Annotated in this window: 25 protein-coding genes; 15 read left to right on the forward strand and 10 right to left on the reverse strand. The window is 70.8% G+C overall.

From position 1 onward, the window contains the following. Window positions 1-2 precede the first annotated feature (2 nt). The 7 genes from IEY55_RS12265 (at window position 3) to IEY55_RS12295 (ending at window position 7,392) form a co-directional block, all read left to right on the forward strand. Window positions 3-1,082 (forward strand): ABC transporter substrate-binding protein, encoded by a 1,080-nt coding sequence (locus IEY55_RS12265; RefSeq protein ID WP_189057197.1) that lies wholly within the window; start codon window positions 3-5, stop codon window positions 1,080-1,082. Window positions 1,083-1,114: 32 nt separating this feature from the next. Further along, window positions 1,115-1,912: an ABC transporter ATP-binding protein gene (locus tag IEY55_RS12270; protein ID WP_189057199.1), complete on the forward strand. Its 798-nt coding sequence runs from the start codon at window positions 1,115-1,117 to the stop codon at window positions 1,910-1,912. Further along, window positions 1,899-2,801: an ABC transporter permease gene (locus IEY55_RS12275; RefSeq protein ID WP_189057201.1), complete on the forward strand. Its 903-nt coding sequence runs from the start codon at window positions 1,899-1,901 to the stop codon at window positions 2,799-2,801. Before IEY55_RS12270 ends, IEY55_RS12275 begins: the two co-directional genes overlap by 14 nt. Then, window positions 2,798-3,547, forward strand: a complete 750-nt coding sequence (locus IEY55_RS12280) for a sirohydrochlorin chelatase (protein WP_189057203.1) — start codon at window positions 2,798-2,800, stop codon at window positions 3,545-3,547. The genes IEY55_RS12275 and IEY55_RS12280 overlap by 4 nt, the downstream gene beginning before the upstream one ends. Before the next feature lie 146 nt (window positions 3,548-3,693). Then, window positions 3,694-4,308: a cyclase gene (locus tag IEY55_RS12285; protein WP_229686301.1), complete on the forward strand. Its 615-nt coding sequence runs from the start codon at window positions 3,694-3,696 to the stop codon at window positions 4,306-4,308. Between the two features lie 299 nt (window positions 4,309-4,607). Further along, window positions 4,608-6,386 (forward strand): ADP-ribosylglycohydrolase family protein, encoded by a 1,779-nt coding sequence (locus tag IEY55_RS12290; RefSeq protein ID WP_189057206.1) that lies wholly within the window; start codon window positions 4,608-4,610, stop codon window positions 6,384-6,386. Window positions 6,387-6,618: 232 nt separating this feature from the next. After that, a complete protein-coding gene (locus tag IEY55_RS12295) occupies window positions 6,619-7,392 on the forward strand; it encodes an enoyl-CoA hydratase family protein (RefSeq protein ID WP_189057208.1) in 774 nt (257 codons plus the stop codon). 46 nt (window positions 7,393-7,438) lie between these two features. On the opposite strand, the gene IEY55_RS12300 is transcribed toward IEY55_RS12295, so the two are convergent. From IEY55_RS12300 to IEY55_RS12310, 3 genes are read right to left on the reverse strand one after another with little or no spacing between them, the layout of a single operon-like run. Then, entirely contained in the window at window positions 7,439-7,798 is a 360-nt protein-coding gene (locus IEY55_RS12300) for a barstar family protein (protein ID WP_189057210.1), read from the reverse strand. A 10-nt stretch (window positions 7,799-7,808) separates the two neighbouring features. Then, window positions 7,809-8,276 carry a guanyl-specific ribonuclease gene (locus IEY55_RS12305; protein ID WP_189057212.1) on the reverse strand — a complete coding sequence of 156 codons (468 nt, stop codon included), beginning with the start codon at window positions 8,274-8,276 and terminating at the stop codon, window positions 7,809-7,811. Window positions 8,277-8,287: 11 nt separating this feature from the next. Continuing rightward, window positions 8,288-8,626: a hypothetical protein gene (locus IEY55_RS12310; RefSeq protein ID WP_308424749.1), complete on the reverse strand. Its 339-nt coding sequence runs from the start codon at window positions 8,624-8,626 to the stop codon at window positions 8,288-8,290. Here IEY55_RS12310 and IEY55_RS12315 point away from each other — a divergent pair. Then, window positions 8,625-9,590: a zinc-binding dehydrogenase gene (locus tag IEY55_RS12315; RefSeq protein WP_189057214.1), complete on the forward strand. Its 966-nt coding sequence runs from the start codon at window positions 8,625-8,627 to the stop codon at window positions 9,588-9,590. The two genes, IEY55_RS12310 and IEY55_RS12315, sit on opposite strands and share 2 nt — an antisense overlap. A 423-nt stretch (window positions 9,591-10,013) precedes the next feature. After that, the gene (locus tag IEY55_RS12320) at window positions 10,014-11,447 is read left to right on the forward strand and encodes an amino acid permease (RefSeq protein ID WP_189057216.1); all 1,434 of its coding nucleotides are present in this window, start codon (window positions 10,014-10,016) and stop codon (window positions 11,445-11,447) included. 105 nt (window positions 11,448-11,552) lie between these two features. Here IEY55_RS12320 and IEY55_RS12325 read toward each other — a convergent pair whose 3' ends face one another. Then, window positions 11,553-12,821: a nitronate monooxygenase gene (locus IEY55_RS12325; protein WP_268239303.1), complete on the reverse strand. Its 1,269-nt coding sequence runs from the start codon at window positions 12,819-12,821 to the stop codon at window positions 11,553-11,555. Between the two features lie 223 nt (window positions 12,822-13,044). Between IEY55_RS12325 and IEY55_RS12330 the strand changes: the two genes are divergently transcribed. Together IEY55_RS12330 and IEY55_RS12335 are read left to right on the forward strand one after the other, a co-directional pair. After that, window positions 13,045-13,848: a hypothetical protein gene (locus tag IEY55_RS12330; RefSeq protein ID WP_189057220.1), complete on the forward strand. Its 804-nt coding sequence runs from the start codon at window positions 13,045-13,047 to the stop codon at window positions 13,846-13,848. Between the two features lie 42 nt (window positions 13,849-13,890). Then, window positions 13,891-14,532, forward strand: coding sequence for a M15 family metallopeptidase (locus tag IEY55_RS12335; RefSeq protein WP_189057222.1), 642 nt, complete (start codon window positions 13,891-13,893; stop codon window positions 14,530-14,532). Window positions 14,533-14,810: 278 nt separating this feature from the next. Here IEY55_RS12335 and IEY55_RS12340 read toward each other — a convergent pair whose 3' ends face one another. The 3 genes from IEY55_RS12340 to IEY55_RS12350 form a co-directional block, all read right to left on the reverse strand. Further along, a complete protein-coding gene (locus IEY55_RS12340; RefSeq protein ID WP_189057224.1) occupies window positions 14,811-15,041 on the reverse strand; it encodes a hypothetical protein in 231 nt (76 codons plus the stop codon). Between the two features lie 368 nt (window positions 15,042-15,409). Further along, on the reverse strand, window positions 15,410-17,254 hold the full coding sequence (lepA, locus tag IEY55_RS12345) for a translation elongation factor 4 (RefSeq protein WP_229686302.1): 1,845 nt from the start codon (window positions 17,252-17,254) through the stop codon (window positions 15,410-15,412). 133 nt (window positions 17,255-17,387) lie between these two features. Further along, complete coding sequence (locus IEY55_RS12350) at window positions 17,388-18,086, reverse strand: hypothetical protein (RefSeq protein WP_189057228.1); 699 nt, start codon at window positions 18,084-18,086, stop codon at window positions 17,388-17,390. 314 nt (window positions 18,087-18,400) lie between these two features. Here IEY55_RS12350 and IEY55_RS12355 point away from each other — a divergent pair, with 314 nt between their 5' ends. Beyond that, window positions 18,401-19,306 carry an SPFH domain-containing protein gene (locus tag IEY55_RS12355; protein ID WP_189057230.1) on the forward strand — a complete coding sequence of 302 codons (906 nt, stop codon included), beginning with the start codon at window positions 18,401-18,403 and terminating at the stop codon, window positions 19,304-19,306. 39 nt (window positions 19,307-19,345) lie between these two features. Next, window positions 19,346-19,603 carry a type II toxin-antitoxin system antitoxin gene (locus IEY55_RS12360; RefSeq protein WP_189057232.1) on the forward strand — a complete coding sequence of 86 codons (258 nt, stop codon included), beginning with the start codon at window positions 19,346-19,348 and terminating at the stop codon, window positions 19,601-19,603. A gap of 728 nt (window positions 19,604-20,331) precedes the next feature. Here the strand turns inward: IEY55_RS12360 and IEY55_RS12365 are convergent. Together IEY55_RS12365 and IEY55_RS12370 are read right to left on the reverse strand one after the other, a co-directional pair. Then, window positions 20,332-20,694 carry an MscL family protein gene (locus tag IEY55_RS12365; protein WP_189057234.1) on the reverse strand — a complete coding sequence of 121 codons (363 nt, stop codon included), beginning with the start codon at window positions 20,692-20,694 and terminating at the stop codon, window positions 20,332-20,334. A 390-nt stretch (window positions 20,695-21,084) separates the two neighbouring features. Further along, complete coding sequence (locus tag IEY55_RS12370) at window positions 21,085-21,888, reverse strand: sulfite exporter TauE/SafE family protein (protein ID WP_189057236.1); 804 nt, start codon at window positions 21,886-21,888, stop codon at window positions 21,085-21,087. A gap of 221 nt (window positions 21,889-22,109) precedes the next feature. On the opposite strand from IEY55_RS12370, the gene rpsT reads away from it, so the two are divergent. After that, window positions 22,110-22,370, forward strand: coding sequence for a 30S ribosomal protein S20 (rpsT, locus tag IEY55_RS12375; protein ID WP_189057238.1), 261 nt, complete (start codon window positions 22,110-22,112; stop codon window positions 22,368-22,370). A 134-nt stretch (window positions 22,371-22,504) separates the two neighbouring features. Here the strand turns inward: rpsT and IEY55_RS12380 are convergent, their stop codons facing one another. Continuing rightward, on the reverse strand, window positions 22,505-23,017 hold the full coding sequence (locus IEY55_RS12380) for an RNA polymerase sigma factor (RefSeq protein WP_268239300.1): 513 nt from the start codon (window positions 23,015-23,017) through the stop codon (window positions 22,505-22,507). A gap of 328 nt (window positions 23,018-23,345) precedes the next feature. On the opposite strand from IEY55_RS12380, the gene IEY55_RS12385 reads away from it, so the two are divergent. Next, window positions 23,346-23,765: an SSI family serine proteinase inhibitor gene (locus IEY55_RS12385; RefSeq protein ID WP_189057241.1), complete on the forward strand. Its 420-nt coding sequence runs from the start codon at window positions 23,346-23,348 to the stop codon at window positions 23,763-23,765. The last annotated feature ends 98 nt before the right edge of the window (window positions 23,766-23,863 follow it).

The raw sequence follows: 23,863 nt of genomic DNA on the forward strand, positions 1-23,863 counted from the left end.
CCGTGCGCCTCGCCCACCGTCTGCGTGGCCTGACGCTCCTCCTCGTCGTCCCGCTGCTCGCCGCGGTCGGTTGCACCCGCGCCGACCGCGGCGTTGCCGAGGGCCCGGTGGTCGACAGGGGCCCGGCGGCCGAGGTTCGGTTGGGGTACTTCCCCAACGTCACGCACGCGCCCGCGCTCATCGGGGTGGAGAAGGGCTTCTTCGCCAGGGAGCTGGGCGACACCAAGCTCACCACGCAGGTGTTCAACGCCGGCCCGGCGGAGGTGAGCGCGTTGCTGGGGGGTTCGTTGGACATTGGTTTCATTGGTTCGGGACCGGCCATCAACGCGTTCGCCAGGTCCGATGGCGAGTCGATCCGGGTGGTCGCCGGGTCGACGTCGGGCGGGGCGCAGCTGGTGGCCACGCCGGGGATCACCGGGCCGGACCAGTTGCGCGGCAAGGTTGTCGCCGCCCCGCAGCTGGGCAACACCCAGGACGTGGCGCTGAAGCGGTGGCTGTCGGACCGCAAGCTCCCGGTGGGCAACGGCGCGGACGAGGTCCGGCTCACCAACGCGGACAATCCGCAGACCTTCGACGCGTTCCGCAACGGTGACGTGCAGGCCGCGTGGCTGCCCGAGCCGTGGGCCTCGCGGCTGGTCGTCGAGGCGGGGGCGCGTGTGTTGGTGGACGAGAAGGACCTGTGGCCGGGCGGGCGGTTCCCGACGACCGTCGTTGTCGCGCGCACCCGGTTCCTCGAGGAACACCCGCAGACGGTGGCGGCGCTGATGCGCGGGGAGTTGGCCGCGATGGACTGGGCGGCCAGCCATCAGGACCAGGCGCAGGCCCTGGTCAACGACGTGTTGCGCAAGGTCACCGGCAAGGAGCTTCCCCGGCCGGTGCTCGAGCGCGCCTTCGCCGGCATCGAGCTCACCCCGGACCCGCTGGCCGGCACGTTCCCGCGGCTGGCCAGGGACTCGGTGACCGCGAAGGTGCTCCGGACGGTGCCGGACCTGAAGGGGTTCGTCGACCTCGGTCCGCTGAACACGGTGCTGCAGGCCGGCGGCCGCTCGCTGGTCGACGCCGCCGGGCTGGACAGGAAGTAGGACCCGCGCTCGTGGAGGAAGGCAGACCGCAGATGACCGCCACGCTCGACATCGCCGCCACCCGGACCGGCACCACGCCCGCCGTCCGCCTCACCGGCGTGCACAAGGTCTTCGGTCACGGCCGGGCGGCCGTCACCGCGCTGGACGGGGTCGACCTCGCCGTCGCGCCCGGGGAGTTCGTGTGCCTGCTCGGCGCCTCCGGTTGTGGCAAGACCACGCTGCTGAACCTGGTCGCCGGCCTGGAGCAGCCCACCGCGGGTGTCATCAGCACGCGGTCGGCGCGGCCGGCGGTGATGTTCCAGGAGGCGGCGCTGATGCCGTGGCTGACCGCGGCCCGCAACGTGGACCTGGCGTTGAAGCTGGCCGGACAGCGCCGGCCGGAGCGCCGGCGCCAGGTGGCCGAGCTGCTGGACCTGGTCAGGCTGGGCGAGGCCGCCGGCAAGCGGCCGCACGAGTTGTCCGGTGGCATGCGGCAGCGGGTGGCGCTGGCGCGGGCGCTGGCCTCCACCCTGGGCACCGCCGCGGCCGATGAGCCGGGCCTGCTGCTGATGGACGAGCCGTTCGCCGCGTTGGACGCGATCACCCGGGACGTGCTGCAGGGTGAGCTGCTGCGGATATGGCGGGCCACCGGTACCGCCGTCCTGTTCGTCACGCACGACGTGCGGGAGGCGGTGCGGCTCGGCCAGCGGGTGGTGTTGTTGTCGTCCCGGCCCGGGCGGGTGGCCGGCGAGTGGGTGGTCGACGGCCTGCACGGCGCCCCGGAGCTGGCGGTGGTCGAGGAGGTCAACGCACGGCTGCGGGAGGTGATCAGCAGCCATGCCGCAGCCTGATGGCTCGGTCACCGACCCGAACCCGGCATCCCGGGACCTCGCCGCGGTCGAGGCCGGCCTGGACGCGCTGGACGCCCCGGTGGTGCGGCGGCGCCGCGCGGGGTGGCGGCGCGTGCTCGGCGCGGTGCTCCCCCCACTCGTCGCGGTGGCGGTGTTCCTCGGGGCGTGGCAGGCGCTGTGGGCGGCCGCCTTCTGGCCGGAGTACAAGCTGCCGGCGCCGCTGGCCGTGTGGGAGGTGTTCTGGGGGCGCTTGCACACCGGCGAGGCGCTGGGGATCCTGTGGACCTCGGTGCATCGGGCGGTGCTCGGCTTCCTCATCGCGCTGGTGATCGCCACCCCGCTCGGTCTGTTGGTGGCGAAGATGCGGGTGGTGCGCGCCGCCGTCGGCCCGCTGATCACCGGACTGCAGAGTTTGCCCTCGGTGGCCTGGGTTCCCGCGGCGGTGTTGTGGTTCGGCCTCAACGACGCCGCGATCTACATGGTGGTGTTGCTCGGCGCGGTGCCTTCGATCACCAACGGCCTGGTGGCCGGAATCGACCAGATACCGCCGATTCTGCCGCGGGTGGGCGTGGTGTTGGGGGCGAACCGCTGGCAGGCCGCCCGCTATGTCCTGCTGCCGGCCGCGTTGCCCGGCTATCTCGCGGGACTGAAGCAGGGCTGGGCGTTCTCGTGGCGGTCGCTGATGGCGGCCGAGCTGATCGCCACCTCGCCGCAGCTCGGTCTGGGGTTGGGCGCGTTCCTGCACAACGGGCAGGCGCTGAGCGACATGCCGCAGGTGATCGCGGCGGTGCTGATGATCCTGCTCGTCGGGATCGGGGTGGAGCTGCTGGCCTTCCGGCCCGTGGAGCGGCGGGTGCTGCGGGCCCGCGGATTGGCAGGCGTGTTGTGACCCCGCCGTTGGTGGCCGTCGCGCACGGCAGCCGCGATCCGCGGTCGGCCGCGACCGTGGCCGAGTTGCTGGAGGTCGTACGGGCGCTGCGGCCGGGCCTGGACGTACGGTTGTCGTTCCTGGACCTGTCCGCCCCGCGGTTGGTCGATGTGCTGACCGCGGTCGCCGCCGAGGGGCACCGGCGGGTCGTGGTGGTGCCGCTGTTGTTGGGGCGCGCCTACCACGCGCGTGTGGACGTGCCGGGCGCGGTCGCCGAGGCGACCGCGCGCGGAGCGCGGCTGGAGGTACTGGTCTCGGACGTACTGGGGCCGGACCCGCGCCTGGAGTCGGCGGCGCTGCGCCGGCTGGCCATGGCCGGGGCCGAGGCCGGCGAGCAGGACCTGGGTGTCGTGCTGGCCGGCGCGGGATCCTCGCACCCGCCGGCGAATGCGGCGGTGGCCGCGGTGGCACGGCGCTGGGAGGAGGGCTCCGGCTGGGCCGGGGTGACGGCGGCGTTCGCGGCCGCGACCGACCCGGACGTCCCGGCGGCGATCGACCGGCTGCGGGCGCGCGGGGCACGCCGGATCGCCGTCGGGTCCTGGTTCCTGGCCCCCGGCCTGCTGCCGGACCGGGTCCGGGCGCGCGCCCTGGAAGCGGACCCCGACGTCCTGCTCGCCGACCCCCTCGGGCCCGACCCCGAGGTCGCCGAGGTCGTGCTCCAGCGCTACGCCGCCGCACGGGTCCCGGCCCAGAACCGCTCCGCCTGACCCGGCGCGCCCATCGACATCACCCCTCGGTTGGCCTCCGACCGGACCATTGCCGAGTGGCAGCTTGTGAGAAAAACTCGGGTTCACCCGCCGCCGGATCGGTGAGAACGCACGAAGCGGGGTCAACCATGAGGACCACACGTACCGTGACGACCGGCGTCGTGACCGCCCTGACCCTCCTCCCCTGTACCGCGCTGACCATCCCTGCGTCGGCGGCGACCACCACGACCGCCACCTACAAGTGCCAGGGCAGCGCCATGAACCGCACCGTCGAGTTCACCCTCACCCAGGACCTCACCGCCACCGCACCGGAGAGCGTCTCCGCCGGCGGCGCGCTGACCGTCGTGCACGACCCGGCACCGAACAAGGTCCCCGACACGGTCGGGAACTTCACCGTCAAGGAGGTCAGGAACGCCAGGCTCCACGTCCCGATCCCGACCAACTCCAGCTACGTCTCCGCGGGGCTGTCCGGTGGCGCCGGACTCAACAGCACCCCCACGGTCGCACGCGAGGGCGACGAGGTCGTGATCTCCGTGGCCGGCCCGATCAAGGGCGGTGCGGACATCGAGCTACCGACCCTGCGCCTCGACCTGACCGCGGGTGCCGAAGGCACCATCGAGTCGAAGCTCGGCGGCACCGGCTACGACGATCCGGGCCTCACTTTCACGGCCACCATCCAGGCATCGATCATCACGGTCGACGCTCCCGTCTCCTGCTACCCGGACCCGAACCCGCCGCTGACCACCACGACCATCAACTGACCCGACGACCGAGGGCTGCCGGGGCGGGTCGCGGTCCGGGCGACCCGCCCCGGTTCCCCCGACAGAACCCGAAAATCCATTGTGGACCGATGCGGCGGCCACGGCGCTATCCCGTGAAGATCACGACACGCGTGGCATCGCAGCGGGTGGCGCATCCGGGCCCCCACGAGCCCGTGACCGTGCCACACAACGCAAGGTGAGCGTCGCTGCACCGACCCCGGAAGGGTCCGCTCTCCGGTGTCGGCACCTTAAGGTGAGGGGCCGGGACCTCAGCCGGGTTAAGGAGCCACGGGAACCCCATGCGGATGTGGGAGCACAAGCCGGCCATCTCGCCGGAGATGCGCAGACGGGCCCGCAGCGTGCCCAACAACTGGTTACTCATCACCGACCCCGGCTACGACCTGGTTCGTGGGATTCCCGCCGAGGCGGTGATCGGCCGGTTCCGGGTCGACGCCCGCGGCCGCATCACCGACGACTACGTGCCCAACCCCCGGTACCGGCCCGCGTGGTCGGCGCCCCGGGCGAGGCCTCGCCCGGAGCCTCCTCGCCCACAGGTCACCCAACGGCTACGGGAGCGGGCGCGGCGAAAGCCGAACGAGTGGCTGGACGTGCCCGACCCACGGTTCGCCGACCGGTCGAAGGTCCCCTCACACGGCATCATCGGCCGCTACCGGATCGATGCGCGGGGCGAGGTGACCGACGACTACGAGCCGAACCCGGACTACCGACCGCAAACGCCGCAGGCGTTTCCGCCCGGCGCGGCCTTCGCCCCTGCCGCGTCCGGCTACCCCGCCAGCTCGGTCCCCTCAACCAACATCCCAGCAACGGTTGCGGTCCACGCCAACACCCTCACCACCGTCAACGGGACAAGCCCGGTCCCACCCGCACAGCCGGTCGTCGCGCCAGCAGTCGAGGCGAAAGCGGCGCAGACGAAGGCGATCGAGACCGGCACCGATCAGGTCGGAGCGGATCCGGTGGAAGTACCTCGGGAAGATGCGATGGAAGAACGGTTCGTCGGCAGCATCCTGGGTGGGGCGGTTGGTGACGCCCTCGGATACGGCATCGAGTTCCTCACCATCGACCAGATTCGGCGCCTTCACGGCGACAGGGGCTTAGCCGACTTCAACCACCGGGAAGGCCCGGCCGAGATCTCCGACGACACCCAGATGACGCTCTTCACCCTGGAAGGGCTGATTCGCGCGCACATACGCAGGCGGCAACGCGGCACCGGAGACGACATCCGCGTCATACAGCACGCCTACCAGCGGTGGCTGCACACCCAGGGCAGGGCATGGGCGGCGGCAGGTGGGAGCTTCGCCGAAGACACCGACGGGCCCGACGGGTGGCTGGTCTCCCACCGGGAACTCTTCGCCACCCGCGCTCCGGGCAATACGTGCATCTCCGCGCTGCTCGCGTTCGCCAGGAGCGACGAGCCGGCAGGCATCACCCGGCGGATCAACGACTCCAAGGGATGCGGCGGCGTCATGCGGGCAGCGCCGGTGGCGTTGTGGTCCGAGGATCCCGCCGAGGTCTTCGACCTGGGCGCAACGACCGGTGCCTTGACGCACAGCCATCCCAGCGGCTACCTGCCCGCGGGAGTACTCGCGGTCATCGTGCACCAGCTGATACGAGGCGGCTCGCTGCCGGCCGCGGTTGACACCGCACGGTCGCTGCTCGCGCGTTGGGAGGGCCACGAGGAGTCGCTTTCCGCGCTGGACAGGGCCATCGAGCTGACCGGGCAGGGGCGTCCGACCCCGGAGTTGATCGCGGAGCGGCTGGGCGGCGGCTGGATCGGCGAGGAGGCACTGGCGATCGGCCTGTGCGCGGCGCTGGCGACCGACAACGTCGCCGAGGCGCTCGTCCTCGCGGTCAACCACAACGGCGACAGCGACTCCACGGGCGCCATTTGCGGCAACATCGCAGGTGCCCGGTACGGGCTGACCGCCATTCCGGTGCCCTGGCTGGAGAATCTCGAACTACGGCAGTTGATCGAAACCGTTGCCCGAGACGGATTGCGCGAGTTCGGTCAGCAACCGCCGGAATCGGACGACTGGTACACCCGCTATCCGGGCTGGTGACGACTACTCCGCATACCGGGGGATGGCGTAGGCCGTCCACAGCGCCCTGTCCGAACTGGAATGCCCGGACATCGCCGGAAATCGCGGCCAAGTGGCCGAAGCCGGACCCGAACGATGCCTCTCGCCGAACCTCGCGGGACCGGGGCAGCACAGCGCCGGGGGTCCGGCCGGCTCACCCGGGCTCCCCGTCTCCGGCGTTGACAGCGCCGTGACGCCCGTTAGGGTCCGGCACATGGCTGATGAGCTGGTGCACTACGACGTGGCGCGCGGCGTCGCGACCATCACGCTCGACTCCCCGCACAACCGCAACGCGCTGTCGGCGCAGCTACGGCGGGAGCTGCGTGACCACCTGACGCGGGCCGTCGACGACGCGGCAGTCCGGGTCGTGGTGCTCAGCCACACCGGCCCGGTTTTCTGCTCCGGGATGGACCTGAAGGAGTCGCGCGGGGCGGACGCGCAGACGCAGGGCGTTCACGAGTTCCCCGCGATCCTGGAGCAGATCTGGAACAGCCCCAAGCCGGTGGTGGCCCGGCTGGTCGGTCCCGCCCGCGCGGGCGGTGTCGGCCTGGTGGCCGCCTGCGACATCGCCGTGGCCGCCGAGGACGCGACCTTCGCGTTCAGCGAGGTCCGCATCGGAGTGGTCCCCGCGGTCATCTCGGTCACCGTGTTGCCGCGGTTGCTCCCCCGTGCGGCGCACGAGCTGTTCCTCACCGGCGAGAAGTTCGACGCGCGGCGGGCCGTGGCAGCCGGCTTGATCAATTCGGCGGTCCCGGCCGACACGCTGGACGACGAGGTGCGCCGGTACACCGACATGCTCGCCCTGGGCGGGCCGCGAGCGCTGGCGGCTACCAAGGCGATGCTCCGCCGGCCGCGGGCGGCGAACCTGCGCGAGGACCTCGCCGAGATGCTGCAGCTGTCGGCCGGGTACTTCGCCAGCGAGGAGGGCCAGGAAGGCATCCGGGCCTTCGTGGAGAAGCGGCCGCCGTCCTGGGTCCCGCGCGACTGAGCGGGCACGGCGTCCCCGGCCACGCGGGGAGGGCGTCCGGAGCGGGTCACCCGTCGGTGAGGACGACGGTCAGCCGCTGGTTGGTCTCGGCGGCGTCGGCCAGCACGCCCATCACCGCCTCGTAGACATCCCGGTCGTGTGTGGCCAGCTCCCGGTGCCGGGACCACACCAGCACGTGCTCGCCCGCGGGCAGCCAGGACAGGTCGGTGAGGCAGTCGTAGAGGGCGTCGAGATTGTGGCCGTACCAGGCCGGGAACGACAGCGCGCGACCGATGGCGTCCAGGGCCGCGGCCTTGTCCCGCGTCTCGGCGCCGTCCACCACGTACGCGCCGGCCCCGCACCGGCGGGCCCGCTCGATGACCTGCCGCGCGGTCGTTCCACACGGCGCCTGCTGGAGACCGCTCACCCGCACCCCCCTACCGCCTGGTATCGACCACGACGAACGACACGTAGTGGTCGGCGGTGTAGTACACCTCGCCCGCGGTTCCCGTTACAAGGCGGCGCGCTCCCCTGGTCCGGTCACCGGGCGTGGGAACGGTGTACTCCCGGTAGTAGCCGCGCTCCTTGGCCGGCAGCAGGCGCTCGCGGTTGCCGAAGGTCGAGCCGTCCTTGTCGGGATAGGGGAACGGGCCACCCCGCTCGATCAGCCGCCAGGTCCGCCCGGCCTCCGCCGGCAGCACCGACAGCGGCTTGACCGGAAGGCCCGACTCCGCGCCCGGCACGTCCTCGGCGGCGCCGGGGGTCGTGCTGGTGACCGTGGCGGCCGGCCGGTCCTGGTGGGGGCTTCTCGGCTCGGTACCGCCGAGGTCCCGCACCAACCACGCCACGACGACCAGCGCGATCAGTCCGAGCAGGCCGGCGGTGACTCGCCTTCGGGAACTCACGGAACGACAGCCTACGAACGATCGGCGGCGCGACCGGGTTCGCCCCGCTCGGTGGGCGGGGCGTCGTAGGAACCACCGAGCGGCGGCTCGGTTTCGCCGGTTCGAGTAATGGCGGCGGAGGTGCGGTCCACGACCCGGTCGATCAGCCAGGCGACGAACCAGCACACCGGCAGCAGCACGACCATGGTCAGCGTGACCTGGAACGGGAACCACAGCTGCGCCAGCCACAGCTCGACGTCGTCCCACCACTCGGTCAGCCAGGTCAGCACGGTGGACCAGGGTACGCCGCGGGCACCCGGGTGATGGGTGTCACGGTGTGTGCGCGGGCAGCGGCGGTAGGTTTCCGCCATGTTCGCCGTGTACGCCGCTGAGCCCAAGCCCGACGACCCGCTGGCCGCACTCAGGGTGGGGGAACGGCCGGATCCGGTGCCGCCCGAGGGCTGGGTGCCCGTGCGGGTACGGGCCGCCAGCCTGAACATGCACGACATCTGGACGCTGCGCGGGGTCGGGATCAAGCCCGACCGGTTCCCGATGATCCTGGGCTGTGACGGCGCCGGGGTACTGGCGGACGGCACCGAGGTGGTGCTGCACTCGGTGATCGGCGACCCGGCGTGGACCGGCCCGGAGACCCTGGACCCGAAGCGCACCCTGCTCACCGAGCTGTACCAGGGCACTTTCGCCGACACGGTCGTGGTGCCGCGAAGGAACGTGCTGCCCAAGCCGGAAGCGCTGTCGTTCGCCGAGGCGGCCTGCACCGGGACGGCCTGGCTGACCGCCTACAACATGCTGTTCGACAAGTCGGGGCTGCGGCCGGGCCAGACGCTGCTCGTGCAGGGCGCCTCCGGTGGCGTGGCCACGGCGCTGATCCAGCTCGGCCGGGCGGCCGGGTTCCGGGTGTGGGCCACCGGCCGCAGCGAGCAGAAGCGGGCGCTGGCCGAGGAGCTGGGTGCGCACCGCACCTTCGAGCCCGGTGCGCGGCTGCCGGAGCGGGTGGACGCGGTGTTCGAGACCGTGGGCCGGGCGACCTGGTCGCACTCGGTGAAGTGCCTGCGGCCGGGCGGCACGATCGTCATTTCGGGTGCGACGACCGGGGATGCCACCGCCGCCGAGCTGCAGCGGCTGTTCTTCCTCCAGCTCCGTGTGATCGGCGCGACCATGGGCACCCGGGAGCAGTTGGCCGACCTGCTGTCGTTCCTCGAGGTGACCGGGGTGCGCCCGCAGATCGGCCAGGAGCTGCCGATGGAGCGCGCCGAGGCGGGCTTCCGGGCGATGCTGGCCGGCGAGACCGCCGGAAAGATCGTTTTCACCCGCTGAGCGGGCTTCCGGTCGGCAGCTCGGCCGGCGCAGCCGTCCACCGGCCCTTGCGCTGACCGGGCTCCCGGCCACGCACGCGCTCACTCGTCCGTACGGCACGGCGCGGCCACGCGACGGCCGACCCGGTGTGCCTCTCGGCGGTTTCGGTGTGGCGAGGACCGGGCAGCCGGTGTGCCGGCCGGGTGGGGCTGTCAGGCCCGTGACTCCCACCTACCCCTGCGTCGTTTCCGGGCGGCGCCCGGAGGGACCCACGCGTCGATCTCGGCCCCGGTGGGCTGCACGCTGGGCCCGACTCGGCGCGTCAATCTGGTCGCTGGACGCGCCCCCACCGCAGGTTCGTGACAAATCTCCTAGATCTTCACCCCTATTGGTGAACTACTTTCCCGCCGGGACGCGCAACGACGCGCGGCGGAAGGAGTGCGCATGACCCTGCAGCAGAGGGGGCTGGGCGGCGGAACCGGGGTGTTCCGCCGCAAACCCGTCACACAGATCGCGAGCGAGCACGAGGGTGAGCTGAGCCGCTCGCTCGGGCTGTGGCAGCTCACCGCGATCGGCGTCGGCGGGATCATCGGTGCGGGGGTCTTCTCCCTGGCCGGCGCGGTCGCCAACAAGACGGCGGGCCCGGCCGTGCTGATCTCGTTCCTGATCGCGGGCGTGGCCAGCGCCGCGGCCGCCTTCGCCTACGCGGAGTTCGCCGGGCTGATCCCGAAGGCGGGCTCGGCCTACACCTACGGCTACGCCGTGCTCGGCGAGATCGTCGGCTGGTTCATCGGCTGGGACCTGCTGCTGGAGTACACCGCGATCGTGGCGGTGGTGGCGATCGGGATCTCCGGCTACTTCCAGTTCCTCATGGCGGGCATCGGCATTCCGCTGCCGGAGTGGATGCTGGGCGCGCCGGGAACCGGCGGCGGGCACAAGGTCGACCTGTTCGCCGCCCTACTCTGCCTGCTCATCGCCTACCTGCTCAACCTGGGCATCAAGAACGCGGCCCGCTTCGAGACGGCCCTGGTATGGCTCAAGGTGGGCGTCGTGTTGCTGGTCGTCGTGGTCGGTTTCTTCCACATCAACACCGACAACTACACGCCGTTCCTCCCGTTCGGTTTCGGCGGTGCGGTGACCGGTGCGGCAACGGTCTTCTTCGCGGTGTTCGGCTACGACGCGATGAGCACGGCCGCCGAGGAATCCAAGGATTCGCAACGACACATGCCCAGGGCGATCGTGTACTCGCTGGTCATCGCGATGGTGTTGTACGTGCTGGCCTGCCTGGTGCTGACCGGGATGCAGGACTACCGGAACATCGACAACGAGAGTGCGTTCGCCGACGCGTTCGCCGCCGTGGGGCAACCCGCTGTGGCGACGGTGATCGCTGTGGGTGCCGTCCTGGGCATCATCACCGTGTTGTTCACCTTCATGCTCGGAGTGACGCGGGTGTGGTTCTCGATGAGCCGGGACGGCCTGATGCCGAAGTGGTTCGCTGCCACGCACCCCACGCGCAAGGTGCCGCACCGGGTCACCTGGATCGTCGGGGTCGCCTCGGCGCTCATCGCCGGTTTCCTGCCGATCAAGGAGGCCGCCGAGCTGACCAATATCGGGATCCTGCTGGCGTTCATCGTGGTGTCGGTCGCGGTGATCGTGCTGCGTTACCGGCAGCCGGACCTGCCGCGCACGTTCCGTTGCCCCGGGATGCCGGTCGTCCCGATCATCGGCATCCTCTTCTCCGTCTGGCTGATCACCGAGCTGACGATGACGACGTGGTTGCGGTTCGCGGGTTGGTTCGTGCTCGGGCTGATCTTCTACTTCGCCTACTCCTACCGGAACTCGGCGCTGGCGAAGGTGGAACGGACCGAAGTCGGCTGACCGACGAGAGCTCCTGTCCCGGCGTACCTGGTGCCCGGGGCAGGAGCGCTCGGTGCTTGACGGCGTTCTCCGGGAGGTATTGGTGGCGACCGCTGTTGACCGCGCTCAGCGCTGCCTTCGGGACAGCCGGTCGGCGGCGGCGGACAGCGCCTCCCTGGCGTCACGGTGAATCCGGGAGAGGAGCTCGCCGGCCGGCATCGACTCGGCCAGGGAGTAGGTCTGCCCGGCCCACAGCGACATGGCTTCCGGGTCGTCGGCACGGGAGGCAGCGGCACGCAGCGGCTTGGTCAGGTGGTGTAGCTGCGGGTACGCGGCGGGAGCGTGCGCGCTGTGGTCGAGCAGGAAGCGGTTCACCAGACCGCGTGCGGGACGGCCGGTGAAGGACCTGGTCAGTGCGGTTCCCCGGGCTGTGTCACGCAGGGCTGCGCGGTGGGTGGGCTGGGTGCCGGCCTCCGGGCAGCCCAGGAACGCGGTGCCGAGTTGGGCCGCCGTGGCACCGGCGGCGAGCACGGCGGCCACATCGGCGCCGGTCACCAGGCCACCGGCGGCGATGACCGGCACCTGGACGGCGGCCGTGACCAGGCGGAGCGCCGCCAGGGTGCCGATCAGTTCGCCGCCGCCGGGCGAGATCCCGTCGTCGTGGAAGACGCCGCGGTGTCCCCCGGCCTCGGCGCCCTGCACGCAGACGGCGTCGGCGCCCGCGCGTACGGCGGCGCGCGCCTCGGCCGGCGTCGTCACCGTGACCACGGCCTGGGCGCCCGCCTCGTGCACCTTCCGGACAACGTCCTCGTCCGGGCAACCGAAGGTGAAGGAAACAACCGGAACACGCTGGGCCAAGGCGAGGTCGAGCTTCGCGCGACAGTGGTCGTCGTCCCAGCGCGGCTCACCGAGTTCCACGCCGTACCGCTCGGTTTCGGCCCGCAGGTGCTGCCGGTAGCTGTCGACATCGGCGTGGCCGGCCGGGCCGGGCACGAACAGGTTGACGCCGAAGGGCGTGGCCGACAGCTCACGGGTGCGGGCGATCTGGTCGGCCAGCGCTTCCGGGGTGAGGTAGCCGGCCGCGAGGAAGCCGAACCCGCCGGCTCCACCCACCGCCGCCACCAGCTCCGGGGTCGACACACCGCCGGCCATCGGCGCGGCAATCACGGGGATCCGCAGCTCAGTGATCACTCGCCGCACCCTAGATCGGTGCCTCGGTTCCACGCTCCGGGATGCAGCGGACGCCACAGGCCGCCGGACTGAGGCGTACGGCACGTACCTGGCCGTTGGGTCGATCGTGGGCGACTCTCCGTGGTCGCCGCGCGGGCAAACGGCCACGGAGGGCCCGGGCGGCAACCGGCACAGTCGCCGCTGCCTGCGAAGATGATCCACCATCTGCAGCCGGGCCCGGCTTCGGGCAATCGTTCCGATCGCCCGGTTCCACCCGGGCCGAAGCCGATCTGCCACCGGCGAACCCGGCCGTGGACCTGGGGGCGAACGAGCCGCCCCGAGGCCGGCGGACGGTAGGGCGCGGCCTCAGGCTCTCCCGGGCTGGCCGCTCCGCACCCTTGGACGGACCGCCGTTGTCCAGGCTGGTCCTTCTTGGACGATGGGGGATGTGAGTGCGGTTGGTACTGGGATGATTGCCGCGGTGAGCCCGTGCGCGTTCACGATGTTGCTGGCCTACGTCCTCGTGGTCGTGGCCGGGGGTCGGGGGCTGGCGAGGATTCCGGCGTTGCGCCGGGCCCTGGTGACCAGTGGCGTGATGGCGGCCGGGTTTGTCGCAACGTTCGGGGTCGGTGCGGCCGTCGTCGCCTCGGTCACGATGCCGTGGCAGGACTACGCGCCCGTCCTGGCCCTGGTGGTCGGGTTTCTGTCGGTCATGGCGGGAATCCTGCTGGTCGCCGGGCGGAACCTGCCGTCTGTGATCCCCGGGTCGAAGCAGGCCAGTCAGTGGGTCGGCCCCACGTTGGGCTACGGGGCCGCCTACGCCGCCGCCTCGCTGGGCTGCGCGTTGGGCCCCTTCATTGCGACCATCGATGTACCAGGGAGCACGCCGTTCGGCGTAGTCCTCACGGCAATCGGTTACGGGGTGGGTTTCGCACTCGTGGTCGCGGTCCCTACGGCAGGGGTCAGCGTGGCGATGGACGCGCTGAACGTCTTTCGCCGCCTGGCACCCCACATCCCCCGGATCACCGGCGTCCTGCTGTTCGCGTCCGGTTTCTACGTCTTCTACTACGCGACGTATCTGCTCCGCAGCCGTGGGAAGCCAGGGGATCCGGTGGTGGAGACGACCGAGAAGGTCCGCTCCTCGGTGGAACACTGGCTCACCCTGCTCGGCCCCGGTCCGCTCGTCGCCGTGCTCCTGCTGATGGTGGCGGTGCCCATCATCGCCCGGCGGCGGCGTGGTCGCGCCGGGTGACCGCGCTTCCACCGGATTCCGGCTCTCCGCGAGACTGAACCGATGCGCTCCCTGTTACTCGTGTCACTGCTCACGGTGGCGATGGCGGCACCCGCCAGCGCCGCGCCGGACCCGCACCCACTGCCCCCGTTTCTCGCGGTCGCGCATTCGGTCACCGCGAAGCAGCTCGGCGCCACCTGGCGGGAAGGCTGCCCGGTGCCGCCGGAGGACCTGCGGATGATCGTGATGACCCACGTCGGGATGGACGGCCGCGCGCACCTGGGGCGGATGGTGGTGCACCAGGACCGGGTGCGACCGGTCATCGAGGTCTTCGCCGACCTTTATCGGATGCGTTTCCCCATCGAGAAGATGCGCACCGTCGACAACTACGACAACGCCGACGACGAGTTGTCCATGCGGGACAACAACACTTCAGCGTTCAACTGCCGGGGCATCCCGGGAACCGGGCGGTGGTCGTACCACGCCTACGGCCGTGCGATCGACGTCAACCCCAAGATCAACCCGTATCTGGACGAGAACGGTGTGCAGCCGGCCAACGGCGGCCCCTGGCTGGACCGGTCCCGGCGGGATCCGGGGATGCTGCACGACGGCGAACCGCCCGTGCTGGCCTTCACCGACCGCGGTTGGACCTGGGGCGGCCACTGGACCGACCCGATCGACTACCAGCATTTCGAGTTGCCCTGACCGGATTCTGGAAATGGGTCTGGAGACAGCGCAGCACCGCCGTGGCGGAATGGGTGTCGTGCGATAGTGTCCGCCAAGGAGACCACAGGACCGGTGCACGCCCGACCGGTGGGACTTCCGTACGCCCTCGGACACCGCACAACTGGGCACGGGGACTTTCCGGGGCTCGGATTCCCGGAAACCCTTGCTCACGCCGGAACGAGGGCTTCCGCGCGCCGCGACCGCGCGGAAGCCCTCGCCATTGTCACCGGCACGGACGAAACGACCCGCCCGCCGTCCTACTTCTTGCCTTCGACCAGGGTGCTGTAGTTGCCGTAGGTGCCCAGGTTCAGGTACTCCCCCGGCTTCTTGACATTGCCGGGATCGCAGGTCTTGCTCAGGTTGCCAGCGGTGCCGAGGTCGCACAGCTTTCCGGCGTTGTCGACCCCGTCGGCGGCGGCCGAGGCGGGGACGGCACCGGCGAGGGCGGCCGCAACTCCGACGCCAGCCGCGGTCACGACCTTACGCATGGACATTCTCCGGTTGCTCCCAACTCTTGGTGGTCCTGACGTTCCGACGCCGGGCCGGCGCCGGTTGGTGGGGGACGGGCGGAAAACTAGCGGGACAGCGAAAAACAGATCAAGTTATGCTGGCAGAGCCACCCGCTCGAGTGAACGCCCGGTTCGGTGTCGTCATTACGAACACCAGGCAAAAAGGAGACTTGTTCACCTTTGTATGCGACTCAAGCAAACGCACCCGGGTGACTGTTAACAATGTCGTGGGTCCGGACGATTACATCCGGTTAGATCTTGGTCGCGTCCGCGTCGCCCCGGGTCCGGCCCACCGTGGCGGTGGTGGGCCGGATCCACCCGGGATCGCGCCGCCGCGCGCGGGCGGGCTACTTCCTGGGCTTCTTCTCGCCCGACTCGTCGGTGGCCAGTGCCGCCACGAACGCCTCCTGCGGCACCTCGACGCGGCCCACCATCTTCATCCGCTTCTTGCCTTCCTTCTGCTTCTCCAGCAGCTTGCGCTTCCGCGAGATGTCACCGCCGTAGCACTTGGCGAGGACGTCCTTGCGCAGTGCGCGGATGGTCTCCCGGGCGATGATCCGGGAGCCGACGGCGGCCTGGATGGGCACCTCGAACTGCTGCCGCGGGATCAGCTCCCGCAGCTTGCTGGCCATCTTCGTGCCGTAGCCGTAGGCGGCGTCCTTGTGCACGATCGCGCTGAAGGCGTCCACCGGTTCGCCCTGCAGCAGGATGTCGACCTTGACCAGGTCCGCGGTCTGGCTGCCGGCTTCCTCGTAGTCCAGCGAGGCGTAGCCGCGGGTGCGGGACTTCAGGGTGTCGAAGAAGTCGTAGACGATCTCGGCGAGCGGCAGGGTGTAGCGCAGCTCGACCCGGTCCTCCGACAGGTAGTCCATGCCGCCGAGCTGGCCGCGCCGGCTCTGGCACAGCTCCATGATCGCGCCCACGAAGTCCGACGGGGCGATGATCGTGGTCTTGACGACCGGCTCGTGCACCTCGGCGATCTTGCCCTTCGGCCAGTCGGAGGGGTTGGTCACCACGTGCTCGGTGTCGTCCTCCATGACCACCCGGTACACCACGTTGGGCGCGGTGGAGATGAGGTCGAGGCCGAACTCGCGTTCCAGCCGGTCCCGGGTGATCTCCAGGTGCAGCAGGCCGAGGAAGCCGCAGCGGAACCCGAAGCCCAGCGCGGCCGAGGTCTCCGGCTCGTAGGTCAGGGCGGCGTCGTTGAGCTGCAGCTTGTCCAGGGCCTCCCGCAGCTCCGGGTAGTCCGAGCCGTCGAGGGGGTAGAGCCCGGCGTAGACCATCGGCTTGGGATCGCGGTAGCCGCCCAGCGGCTCGGTGGCGCCCTTGCGCTCGCTGGTGACGGTGTCGCCCACGCGGGACTGCCGGACGTCCTTCACGCCGGTGATCAGGTAGCCGACCTCGCCAACCCCGAGTCCCCTGCAGGGCTTGGGATCCGGCGAGATGATCCCGACCTCGAGCAGCTCGTGCGTGGCACCGGTGGACATCATCCGGATCCGCTCGCGCGGGGTGATCCTGCCGTCCATCACCCGCACGTAGGTGATCACGCCGCGGTAGGTGTCGTACACCGAGTCGAAGATCATCGCCCGGGCCGGGGCGTCGTCGGCGCCCCGGGGGGCCGGCACCTGCCGCACCACCTCGTCGAGCAGCTCGCGCACGCCCGCGCCGGTCTTGGCCGACACCCGCAGCACGTCCTCCGGCTCGCAGCCGATGATGTGGGCCAGCTCCGCGGCGTACTTGTCCGGGTCGGCGGCCGGCAGGTCGATCTTGTTGAGCACCGGGACGATGGTCAGGTCGTTCTCCATCGCCAGGTAGAGGTTGGCCAGCGTCTGCGCCTCGATGCCCTGGGCCGCGTCCACCAGCAGGATCGCGCCCTCGCACGCGGCCAGCGAGCGGGACACCTCGTAGGTGAAGTCGACGTGGCCGGGGGTGTCGATCAGGTGCAGCACGTGGTCGGTGCCGTCGAGGCGCCAGGGCAGGCGGACGTTCTGCGCCTTGATCGTGATGCCGCGCTCGCGCTCGATGTCCATCCGGTCGAGGTACTGGTCACGCATGGTGCGTTCCTCGACCACGCCGGTGAGCTGCAGCATCCGGTCGGCCAGCGTCGACTTGCCATGGTCGATGTGGGCGATGATGCAGAAGTTCCGGATGCGCTCCGGCGGCGTGAACGTGCTGTCGGCGAACGTGCTCACTCGGGTTCCTCGCAAGCGAATGGGTGACGCTTCATGGTCCCACGAGTCCGCTGGTGCCCCGCACCCTTGTCCGGGCCGGTCGGGCGGCGGCACTCGTCCGCGCCCGGCCGGTGACCGGGCGACCTGCGGGAACCTACCGGGGCGGTGGCCCGGCGGGCAGTGCCGGAGCAACCCGGGCGGCCGCGACGCGACCGAGCCACCATGCGGCGAGGACACCCACGGTGACCCCGGTCGGGACCGCCAGCCACCGCAGGATGTCGCATCCGGCGAGGTCACCGGCCAGCACGAGCCCGCTCTCCGGCCCGGCGGCCATTGCCACGCCGAGCGGGAGCACGAGTCGCGTTGCCCGACCCGGGACCGAGCGGTGTGGCGAGCGGCACAGCGCGGGCGGAACGACGAGCGCGCCGGCGGCGGTGCCCAGCAGCGCGGGGACGAGGCTCAGCACCCAGGGGTAGGTCTCGGCTCGTCCGGCGAGCGCCGGCAGGGCGAGCGCGGCGACGACAGAGACCGGGCCGACCCAGAGCAGCCATGCGAGCTGGCGTCCCCGGACGTGCACTGCCGCGGGATGTGTCGAGGCGTGGGAAGGCTGTTCGAGGTGGACGTCGCTGGTGTTGGCGTAGGCCATGAGGACGACCGCGACGGCGGTGTAGGGCAGGAACTCGGCGCCCTGGAGCGCGCCGACCGCCAGCAGGGGCACCAGTGGAGCGGCGAGGCCGACGAGCAGGACCGGAAGGAGTGCCGCCTGCCGCCGTGGGTCGCACCGCCAGGCGCGTAGCTCGTCCACGGCGACCGCGCCCACCGGCGATGCGGCGAGCCTGGGCAGGGCACGCACCGCCCACCTGGCCCGGATGCCGATCAGTGCCTCGGCCAGGGTGCCCGTACGAGCCTCGGCTCGCTCGGGCGCGCCGGGCTCGCGGCGAACGGCACGGGGCCGCGCAGGGCACGGTAGGGACGCCCGGTGAGGTTCGGCACGTCCGCCCGATGCCGACCTCGCCGGCCTCGATCCGTGGTTGGGCCGCGACCGGCCTCTCGCAAGGTTCCCCATCTGCCCCCTCCCCAGCGGCACCCCCTCGCACCGCCGGGTAAAAAGTGATATCACTTTGATGGCACGCCGGCAAGGGGCCGGTGGTGGAGGAGGAGGTCTTGATGTCGGGGGAGCACAAGCTGGACCTGCCCGCGCCCGCGGTGCGGGAGCGCCGCGCCCTGGACCTGAACGGGCTCGGGGTGCTGGGGCTGAGCGTGCTGCTGATGCTGGTCGGGGCCGCGGTGATCGTCGGCTCGGCGGTGGTGGACTCCGGTCTGGGCATCACCGTGGGGGTGCTCGTCGCCGCGGGTGGGAGCCTGCTGCTCCCCGGGCTGGTCGCGGTGGCGCCCGGTGAGGCGCGGGTCGTGCAGTTCGTCGGCCGCTACTCCGGGACCGTGCGGGAGCCGGGCCTGCGTTGGGTGAACCCGTTCACCACGCGGGTGAAGGTTTCCACCCGGATCCGCAACCACGAGAGCTCGGTCATGAAGGTCAACGACGCCGACGGCAACCCGATCGAGATCGCCGCGGTCGTGGTCTGGCAGGTGGCCGACACGGCGCAGGCGAGCTTCGAGGTGGACGACTTCGTCACGTTCGTGGAGACGCAGACCGAGACGGCGGTGCGGCACATCGCGACGACCTACCCCTACGACACGCACACCAGCTCGGGGCTGTCGCTGCGCGAGAACGCCGACGAGATCACCGAGAAGCTGTCGACGGAGATCGCGGCGCGGGTGCAGGCGGCCGGCGTGAAGATCGTGGAGTCGCGGTTCACGCACCTCGCCTATGCGCCGGAGATCGCGCAGGCCATGTTGCAGCGGCAGCAGGCCGGGGCCGTGGTGGCGGCGCGGGCGAAGATCGTGGAGGGTGCCGTGGGCATGGTGCAGGCGGCGCTGGACCAGCTCGCCGAGAAGGACGTCATCGAGCTGGACGAGGAACGCAAGGCGACGATGGTCAGCAACCTGCTGGTCGTGCTGTGTGGGGACCGGTCGACGCAGCCGGTCGTCAACACCGGGTCGCTCTACCAGTGAGCCGGGACTTCGGACGGACGCGTCGCAGGGGAGCCGTGAGTGGCCGAACGGAAGAGCTTCCTGCTCCGCCTGGACCCCGCGGTGCACGACGCGCTGGCTCGTTGGGCCGGTGACGAGCTGCGCAGTGTCAACGCGCAGATCGAGTTCCTGCTGCGCAAGGCACTGGCCGAGGCGGGTCGGCTGCCGCCGGATGCCCGTCGGCCCGCCCGCCGCGGCCGGCCACGCAAACGGCCGGCGGACGAGACCGGTGCTGGTGCGGGGACGAACGATGGGACGGAGCGGGCGGACGATCAGTGAGCGGGTCAGGCATCTTGCCTGCCCCACAGATCAAGGCGTGCCCAACCGGTTTCCCGCTTCCGGCCAACTGTGGCGGACGTAAGGGGCGCCGTAGCACGACAACCGCCGTCACCGCCGGGAGCTGACCGCTCTCAGGCGGAGTGCGCTCAGGCAGCGGGCCAAATGCCCTCCCTCCGTTACCTCCCAAGCCTTCCCGGCAGGTTCTGGCCTGCGTGCGGTGTACCGGGCTCGCCTGGTCCGCTGGGGAGGGGCCCTGCCGCTATCACGCTGTTGGCGAAGTACCGGTCGTGGCCGCGGAACACGGACGTCCCTGGGGGTGTGGCCCAGCTCGGACTGAGGCCACCGGAGTCCACCGCAGGTTCGCCAACACGGTCGCAATGGTCGGGCCAGCGCAGGTGCTGACCTCGCCGGGGTCGACAGGGGTCGGTGCCCGACCCGGTGGAGTGGCACACCAGGGCAATCGGGCGTGCGACGCCTTCGTCCTTCCCCTTGAGCCAGGACCGCGGGGGCGGTCGTTTGCCGAATGCGTTGATCACACTCCGCTACCCGGGGGTCGTCACCGCCGGCGGTGGTGTTCCCCGACCCCGCGCCAGCCGGGGACCACCACCGCCGGGGTCGACGAGCGGGACCGCGGCGAGTCGCGGCACGGGCCCGGGAAGTATGCAACCTGACGCATGAGTAACCCCTCTCGGACGCGGCGCGATCACCCCGCGGCGAACGTAGGCCGCTCAGCCGGGTGAGTCCGCGCCCTGTTCCGCACCGTCGGCCGCCCGCCCCGCTCGACGTTGCCGCAGCCACCGGGCCGCCCACCGCACGGAGCACAACACGGCGAACGCCACCGAGGTCAGCACCAGAAAGTTGATCAGGCTGGCGATCACGGAGCCGTACTGCAACCGCCACTGTCCGGCCTGCAGGCTGAGCCGGCTGACCTCGGGTTGCCCGAGCGCCGAGGTCACCCGCGCAAGGATCACGTCGCGCGCGAGCAGCTGCACGGCGCAGGCCACCACCGCCCCCAAGCCCGCGCCGACCAGCACCTCGACGAGGCCGCCGGCCGACACCGTTGTGCCGCTGCCGCGCCCAGGTCCCGCCACGCCGACCTCCACATCACAGGGAGTAGTAATTCAATTACTCCCAGTATGAAACGGGGTCGGCGTGTCACGGCACCCCCGCGGCAGGCCATTCCCGCCTCCGGTCCGCGCAGTCACTTCGCTTGAGTGACGTGTAAAGCACCTTCGGAGTTATTCGTCTCTGGGCGGTCGGGGAGTAGGGGTTCTCACCGGTTCGGGACAACCGTTGCTTCGCCGGATCGGGAAGGGTCGGTAAGTCCGTTGGCGCGGCGGGAAGCCGCGGTCGGGGTCGGCGTCTTCCCGCCTCCTCGGCCGGCCCCCGACCCGGGCGGCGGAACACGTCAGTGCCGGGGCCCACCTGCCCCGCGGGCGGCCCACCGGTCGGGCACCCTGGGCCAGCGCGTGCGGGGCTGGTCAGCCGCCGAAGGCGACCCGCCATCCCAGGGTGACCAGGAGCGTTGCGACCACGGCCAGGAAGACGTGGCGCACGAAGACCGAGCCGTAGCGCACCGCGACGCCGGCGCCGACCAGTCCGCCGGCGAGGTTGAACACGGCCATGGCGAGCCCCAGACCCCACAGCACCTTCCCGGCCGGGGCGAAGTAGGCGAGGGCCCCGATGTTGGTGGCCACGTTGACCACCTTCGCGGTGGCCGAGGCGCGCAGGAACGCGAAACCCAGCAGGCCGACCAGCAAGAACACCAGGAAGGAGCCGGTACCGGGGCCGGTCATGCCGTCGTAGAAGCCCAGCACCGCGCCGCCCAGGGTCATCAGGGCGAGTTCAGCGCGCGGTCCGAAGCGGGTGCTCTCGTGCAGGCCGAGCTCCCGACGGCGCCAGGTGTAGTAGCCGACACCGGCGATGGCGGTGAGCACGATGCCGTTGAGCGCGCCCGGGGAGAGCTTGTCCGCCACGGTCGCCCCGCCGTAGGCACCCGCAAGCGCGGTCGCGGCCATCGGGACCGCCGAGCGCCACCGGATACGGGTTCGCCTGGCATACGTGCGAAGCGCGGCCGAGGTACCCACGACCGCGGCGACCTTGTTGGTCGCCACCGCGTAGACCGGATGGCCACCGACACCCAACAGCATCAGCGCCGGGAGCTGGACGAGGCCGCCCCCGCCGACCACCGCGTCGACCGTTCCGGCCGCGAAGGCCGCCAGGCAGAGGAAGAGCAGCCCGGCCAGGGAGACGTCAGCAAACCCGGGCCACCCCAGTGCGTTCATCACCTCGGCACCCTAGGAAGCCCGACCCCCGCCCGGGCGCCGGCAATGACCCAGATCACGGGTGGCCGGTGGCGAGCGGGTTCGGGTGGGTGCCCCGAACGGACGCTGTTAGGATGGCCAGCCGTGCCGTGCGGCATTCCGCCGTGGAGGAAGACCCACGCGTGTCGCGTGGGTGCCAGTGAGCGCGGCACACCCATCGAACTCGAGACAAGGGGCTTCGCGTGGCCAACATCAAGTCGCAGATGAAGCGTAACCGCCAGAACGAGAAGCGGCGGCTGCGGAACAAGTCGGTCAAGTCCTCGGTGAAGACCGCGATCCGCAGGTTCCGCGAGGCCGCCGAGGCCGGTGACAAGGACAAGGCCCTGGTGCTGCTGCGCGAGGCCAGCCGCAAGCTGGACAAGGCCACCAGTAAGGGCGTCATCCACCGCAACCAGGCCGCCAACAAGAAGTCCGCGATGGCGCTGCGCGCCAACCAGCTCTGAGGCGCGCGCCGGGCGGGTTCCGCCGAACGTGACGAGGGGCGCCGTTCCGGGTGGAACGGCGCCCCTCGCTTGTTCACCGAAGTCGACGTGGCGGTCACGGGACCGGTGGGGCACCCGCCCCGCGACCTGCCGGGTCAACCGACCAGGTGAGCCCGCCGTCGGGCCCGGCACCGGGCCCGGCTCGCCGCGGACTCGCTGGCCCTGGTCGTGATGCCCAGCTCGCGGGCGATCTCCTGATGCCCCTGGCCACTGGCCAGGCAGAGCAGGATCCGCCGCTCCCGCGCCGTCAGCGGCCCGCAGCGACGCAACATCCAGGTCGCCTCCGCGCGGTCGCTGACCAGTTCGGCCGGGTCGTCCGAGCCGACGGGTAGCAACCGCGGGTGGTCATCGAACTGGCGTGCCACCTTGCGCCGACGGAAGCGGTCCACGCAGAGTCGCCGGACGACGGCCACCAGGAACTGCCGCATCCGGTTCCGGTCCAATCGTGGGAATTCCGCGGCGCGCACCAACGCATCGTGCACGACATCCTCCGCGTCATACCCACTACCGCAGTAGTGTGTAGCCATTTGGACCAACTGTGGACGCAGTTCCACGCAGGCCTGCCAAAAGTTGGCTTCCGCACCACGTGCCGAAGCACCCTCGCGCATGTCGATCCCCTGTTTCGGTGAAATTAAGGGCGGCGCTGCCCCTGGTTCGCGCGGCGCCAGGCGTCCGCAGCCAGTCCCGGCCACGAACAGGTGACATTGCACAGAGTGCAACTGCGCAGGGCAAGCCCTAGTTGCTACCGAAAACAACCTGGCCACCTCGATTGAATCACGAACGAGTCAACTTCGTCGCGCCACGATCGACACTGACGGAACCTCGCTATGAGAATCGTCACCGCGAGTCCGGAGGGCCAACCCACGTATTACGTGTGGAGTGCCCAGAAGGCGCTCGGACACATGGAAAACGGTTTCGGAGAAAGGACCCTCGATCGTGAGAAACCGGCTCCTGGGATTAGCGCTCGCCGCAGGCGGAACCCTGCTTCTGGTGGGCGCGACTCCCGCGAACGCCGCATCGGAACCCGCCACCGAGAGCAACCCGTCGGCGTCCGCCCTCGTGCTCACGTCGAACCCGGGTGAGGAGGTTTCTCCGTTCGCCCGCAGCGTGGCGTTGACCTGTCAACCGGCCGGCGGCACGCATCCCGAACCCGTTTTCGCCTGTAACGAGCTCGCCAGCGTCGATGGCGACATCAACAAGCTCGATGTGCGGACCGACCAGGCGTGCACCTTCATCTACGCGCCGGTGACGGTCACCGCGACCGGTGTCTGGGACGGTCGCAAGGTCGAGTACAAGGAGACCTTCCCCAACGACTGCGTGCTGACGTCCTACACCGGTCACGTCTTCCGCTTCTGACCGGCGGGTCGGCTCCGTTCGGTCCCGGGGTTGGTGAGCGCCCTCGACACCGGCTATCCGACCGCCCTCGCTCCCCGTTCCGTTCCGGGGGCCCAAGT

Source organism: Longimycelium tulufanense (assembly GCF_014645795.1).
Lineage (GTDB): Bacteria > Actinomycetota > Actinomycetes > Mycobacteriales > Pseudonocardiaceae > Longimycelium > Longimycelium tulufanense.

Bases quoted from the DNA above. Each gene is read 5' to 3' on its own strand.
- IEY55_RS12295 (WP_189057208.1), top strand. From the start codon at position 6,619: ATGGCTGATGAGCTGGTGCACTACGACGTGGCGCGCGGCGTCGCGACC.
- IEY55_RS12325 (WP_268239303.1), bottom strand. From the start codon at position 12,821: ATGGTGGATCATCTTCGCAGGCAGCGGCGACTGTGCCGGTTGCCGCCC.
- IEY55_RS12370 (WP_189057236.1), bottom strand. From the start codon at position 21,888: ATGAACGCACTGGGGTGGCCCGGGTTTGCTGACGTCTCCCTGGCCGGG.
- IEY55_RS12270 (WP_189057199.1), top strand. From the start codon at position 1,115: ATGACCGCCACGCTCGACATCGCCGCCACCCGGACCGGCACCACGCCC.
- IEY55_RS12335 (WP_189057222.1), top strand. From the start codon at position 13,891: ATGCGCTCCCTGTTACTCGTGTCACTGCTCACGGTGGCGATGGCGGCA.
- IEY55_RS12320 (WP_189057216.1), top strand. From the start codon at position 10,014: ATGACCCTGCAGCAGAGGGGGCTGGGCGGCGGAACCGGGGTGTTCCGC.
- IEY55_RS12380 (WP_268239300.1), bottom strand. From the start codon at position 23,017: ATGCGCGAGGGTGCTTCGGCACGTGGTGCGGAAGCCAACTTTTGGCAG.
- IEY55_RS12275 (WP_189057201.1), top strand. From the start codon at position 1,899: ATGCCGCAGCCTGATGGCTCGGTCACCGACCCGAACCCGGCATCCCGG.
- IEY55_RS12310 (WP_308424749.1), bottom strand. From the start codon at position 8,626: ATGGCGGAAACCTACCGCCGCTGCCCGCGCACACACCGTGACACCCAT.
- IEY55_RS12315 (WP_189057214.1), top strand. From the start codon at position 8,625: ATGTTCGCCGTGTACGCCGCTGAGCCCAAGCCCGACGACCCGCTGGCC.
- IEY55_RS12340 (WP_189057224.1), bottom strand. From the start codon at position 15,041: ATGCGTAAGGTCGTGACCGCGGCTGGCGTCGGAGTTGCGGCCGCCCTC.
- IEY55_RS12290 (WP_189057206.1), top strand. From the start codon at position 4,608: ATGCGGATGTGGGAGCACAAGCCGGCCATCTCGCCGGAGATGCGCAGA.
- IEY55_RS12355 (WP_189057230.1), top strand. From the start codon at position 18,401: ATGTCGGGGGAGCACAAGCTGGACCTGCCCGCGCCCGCGGTGCGGGAG.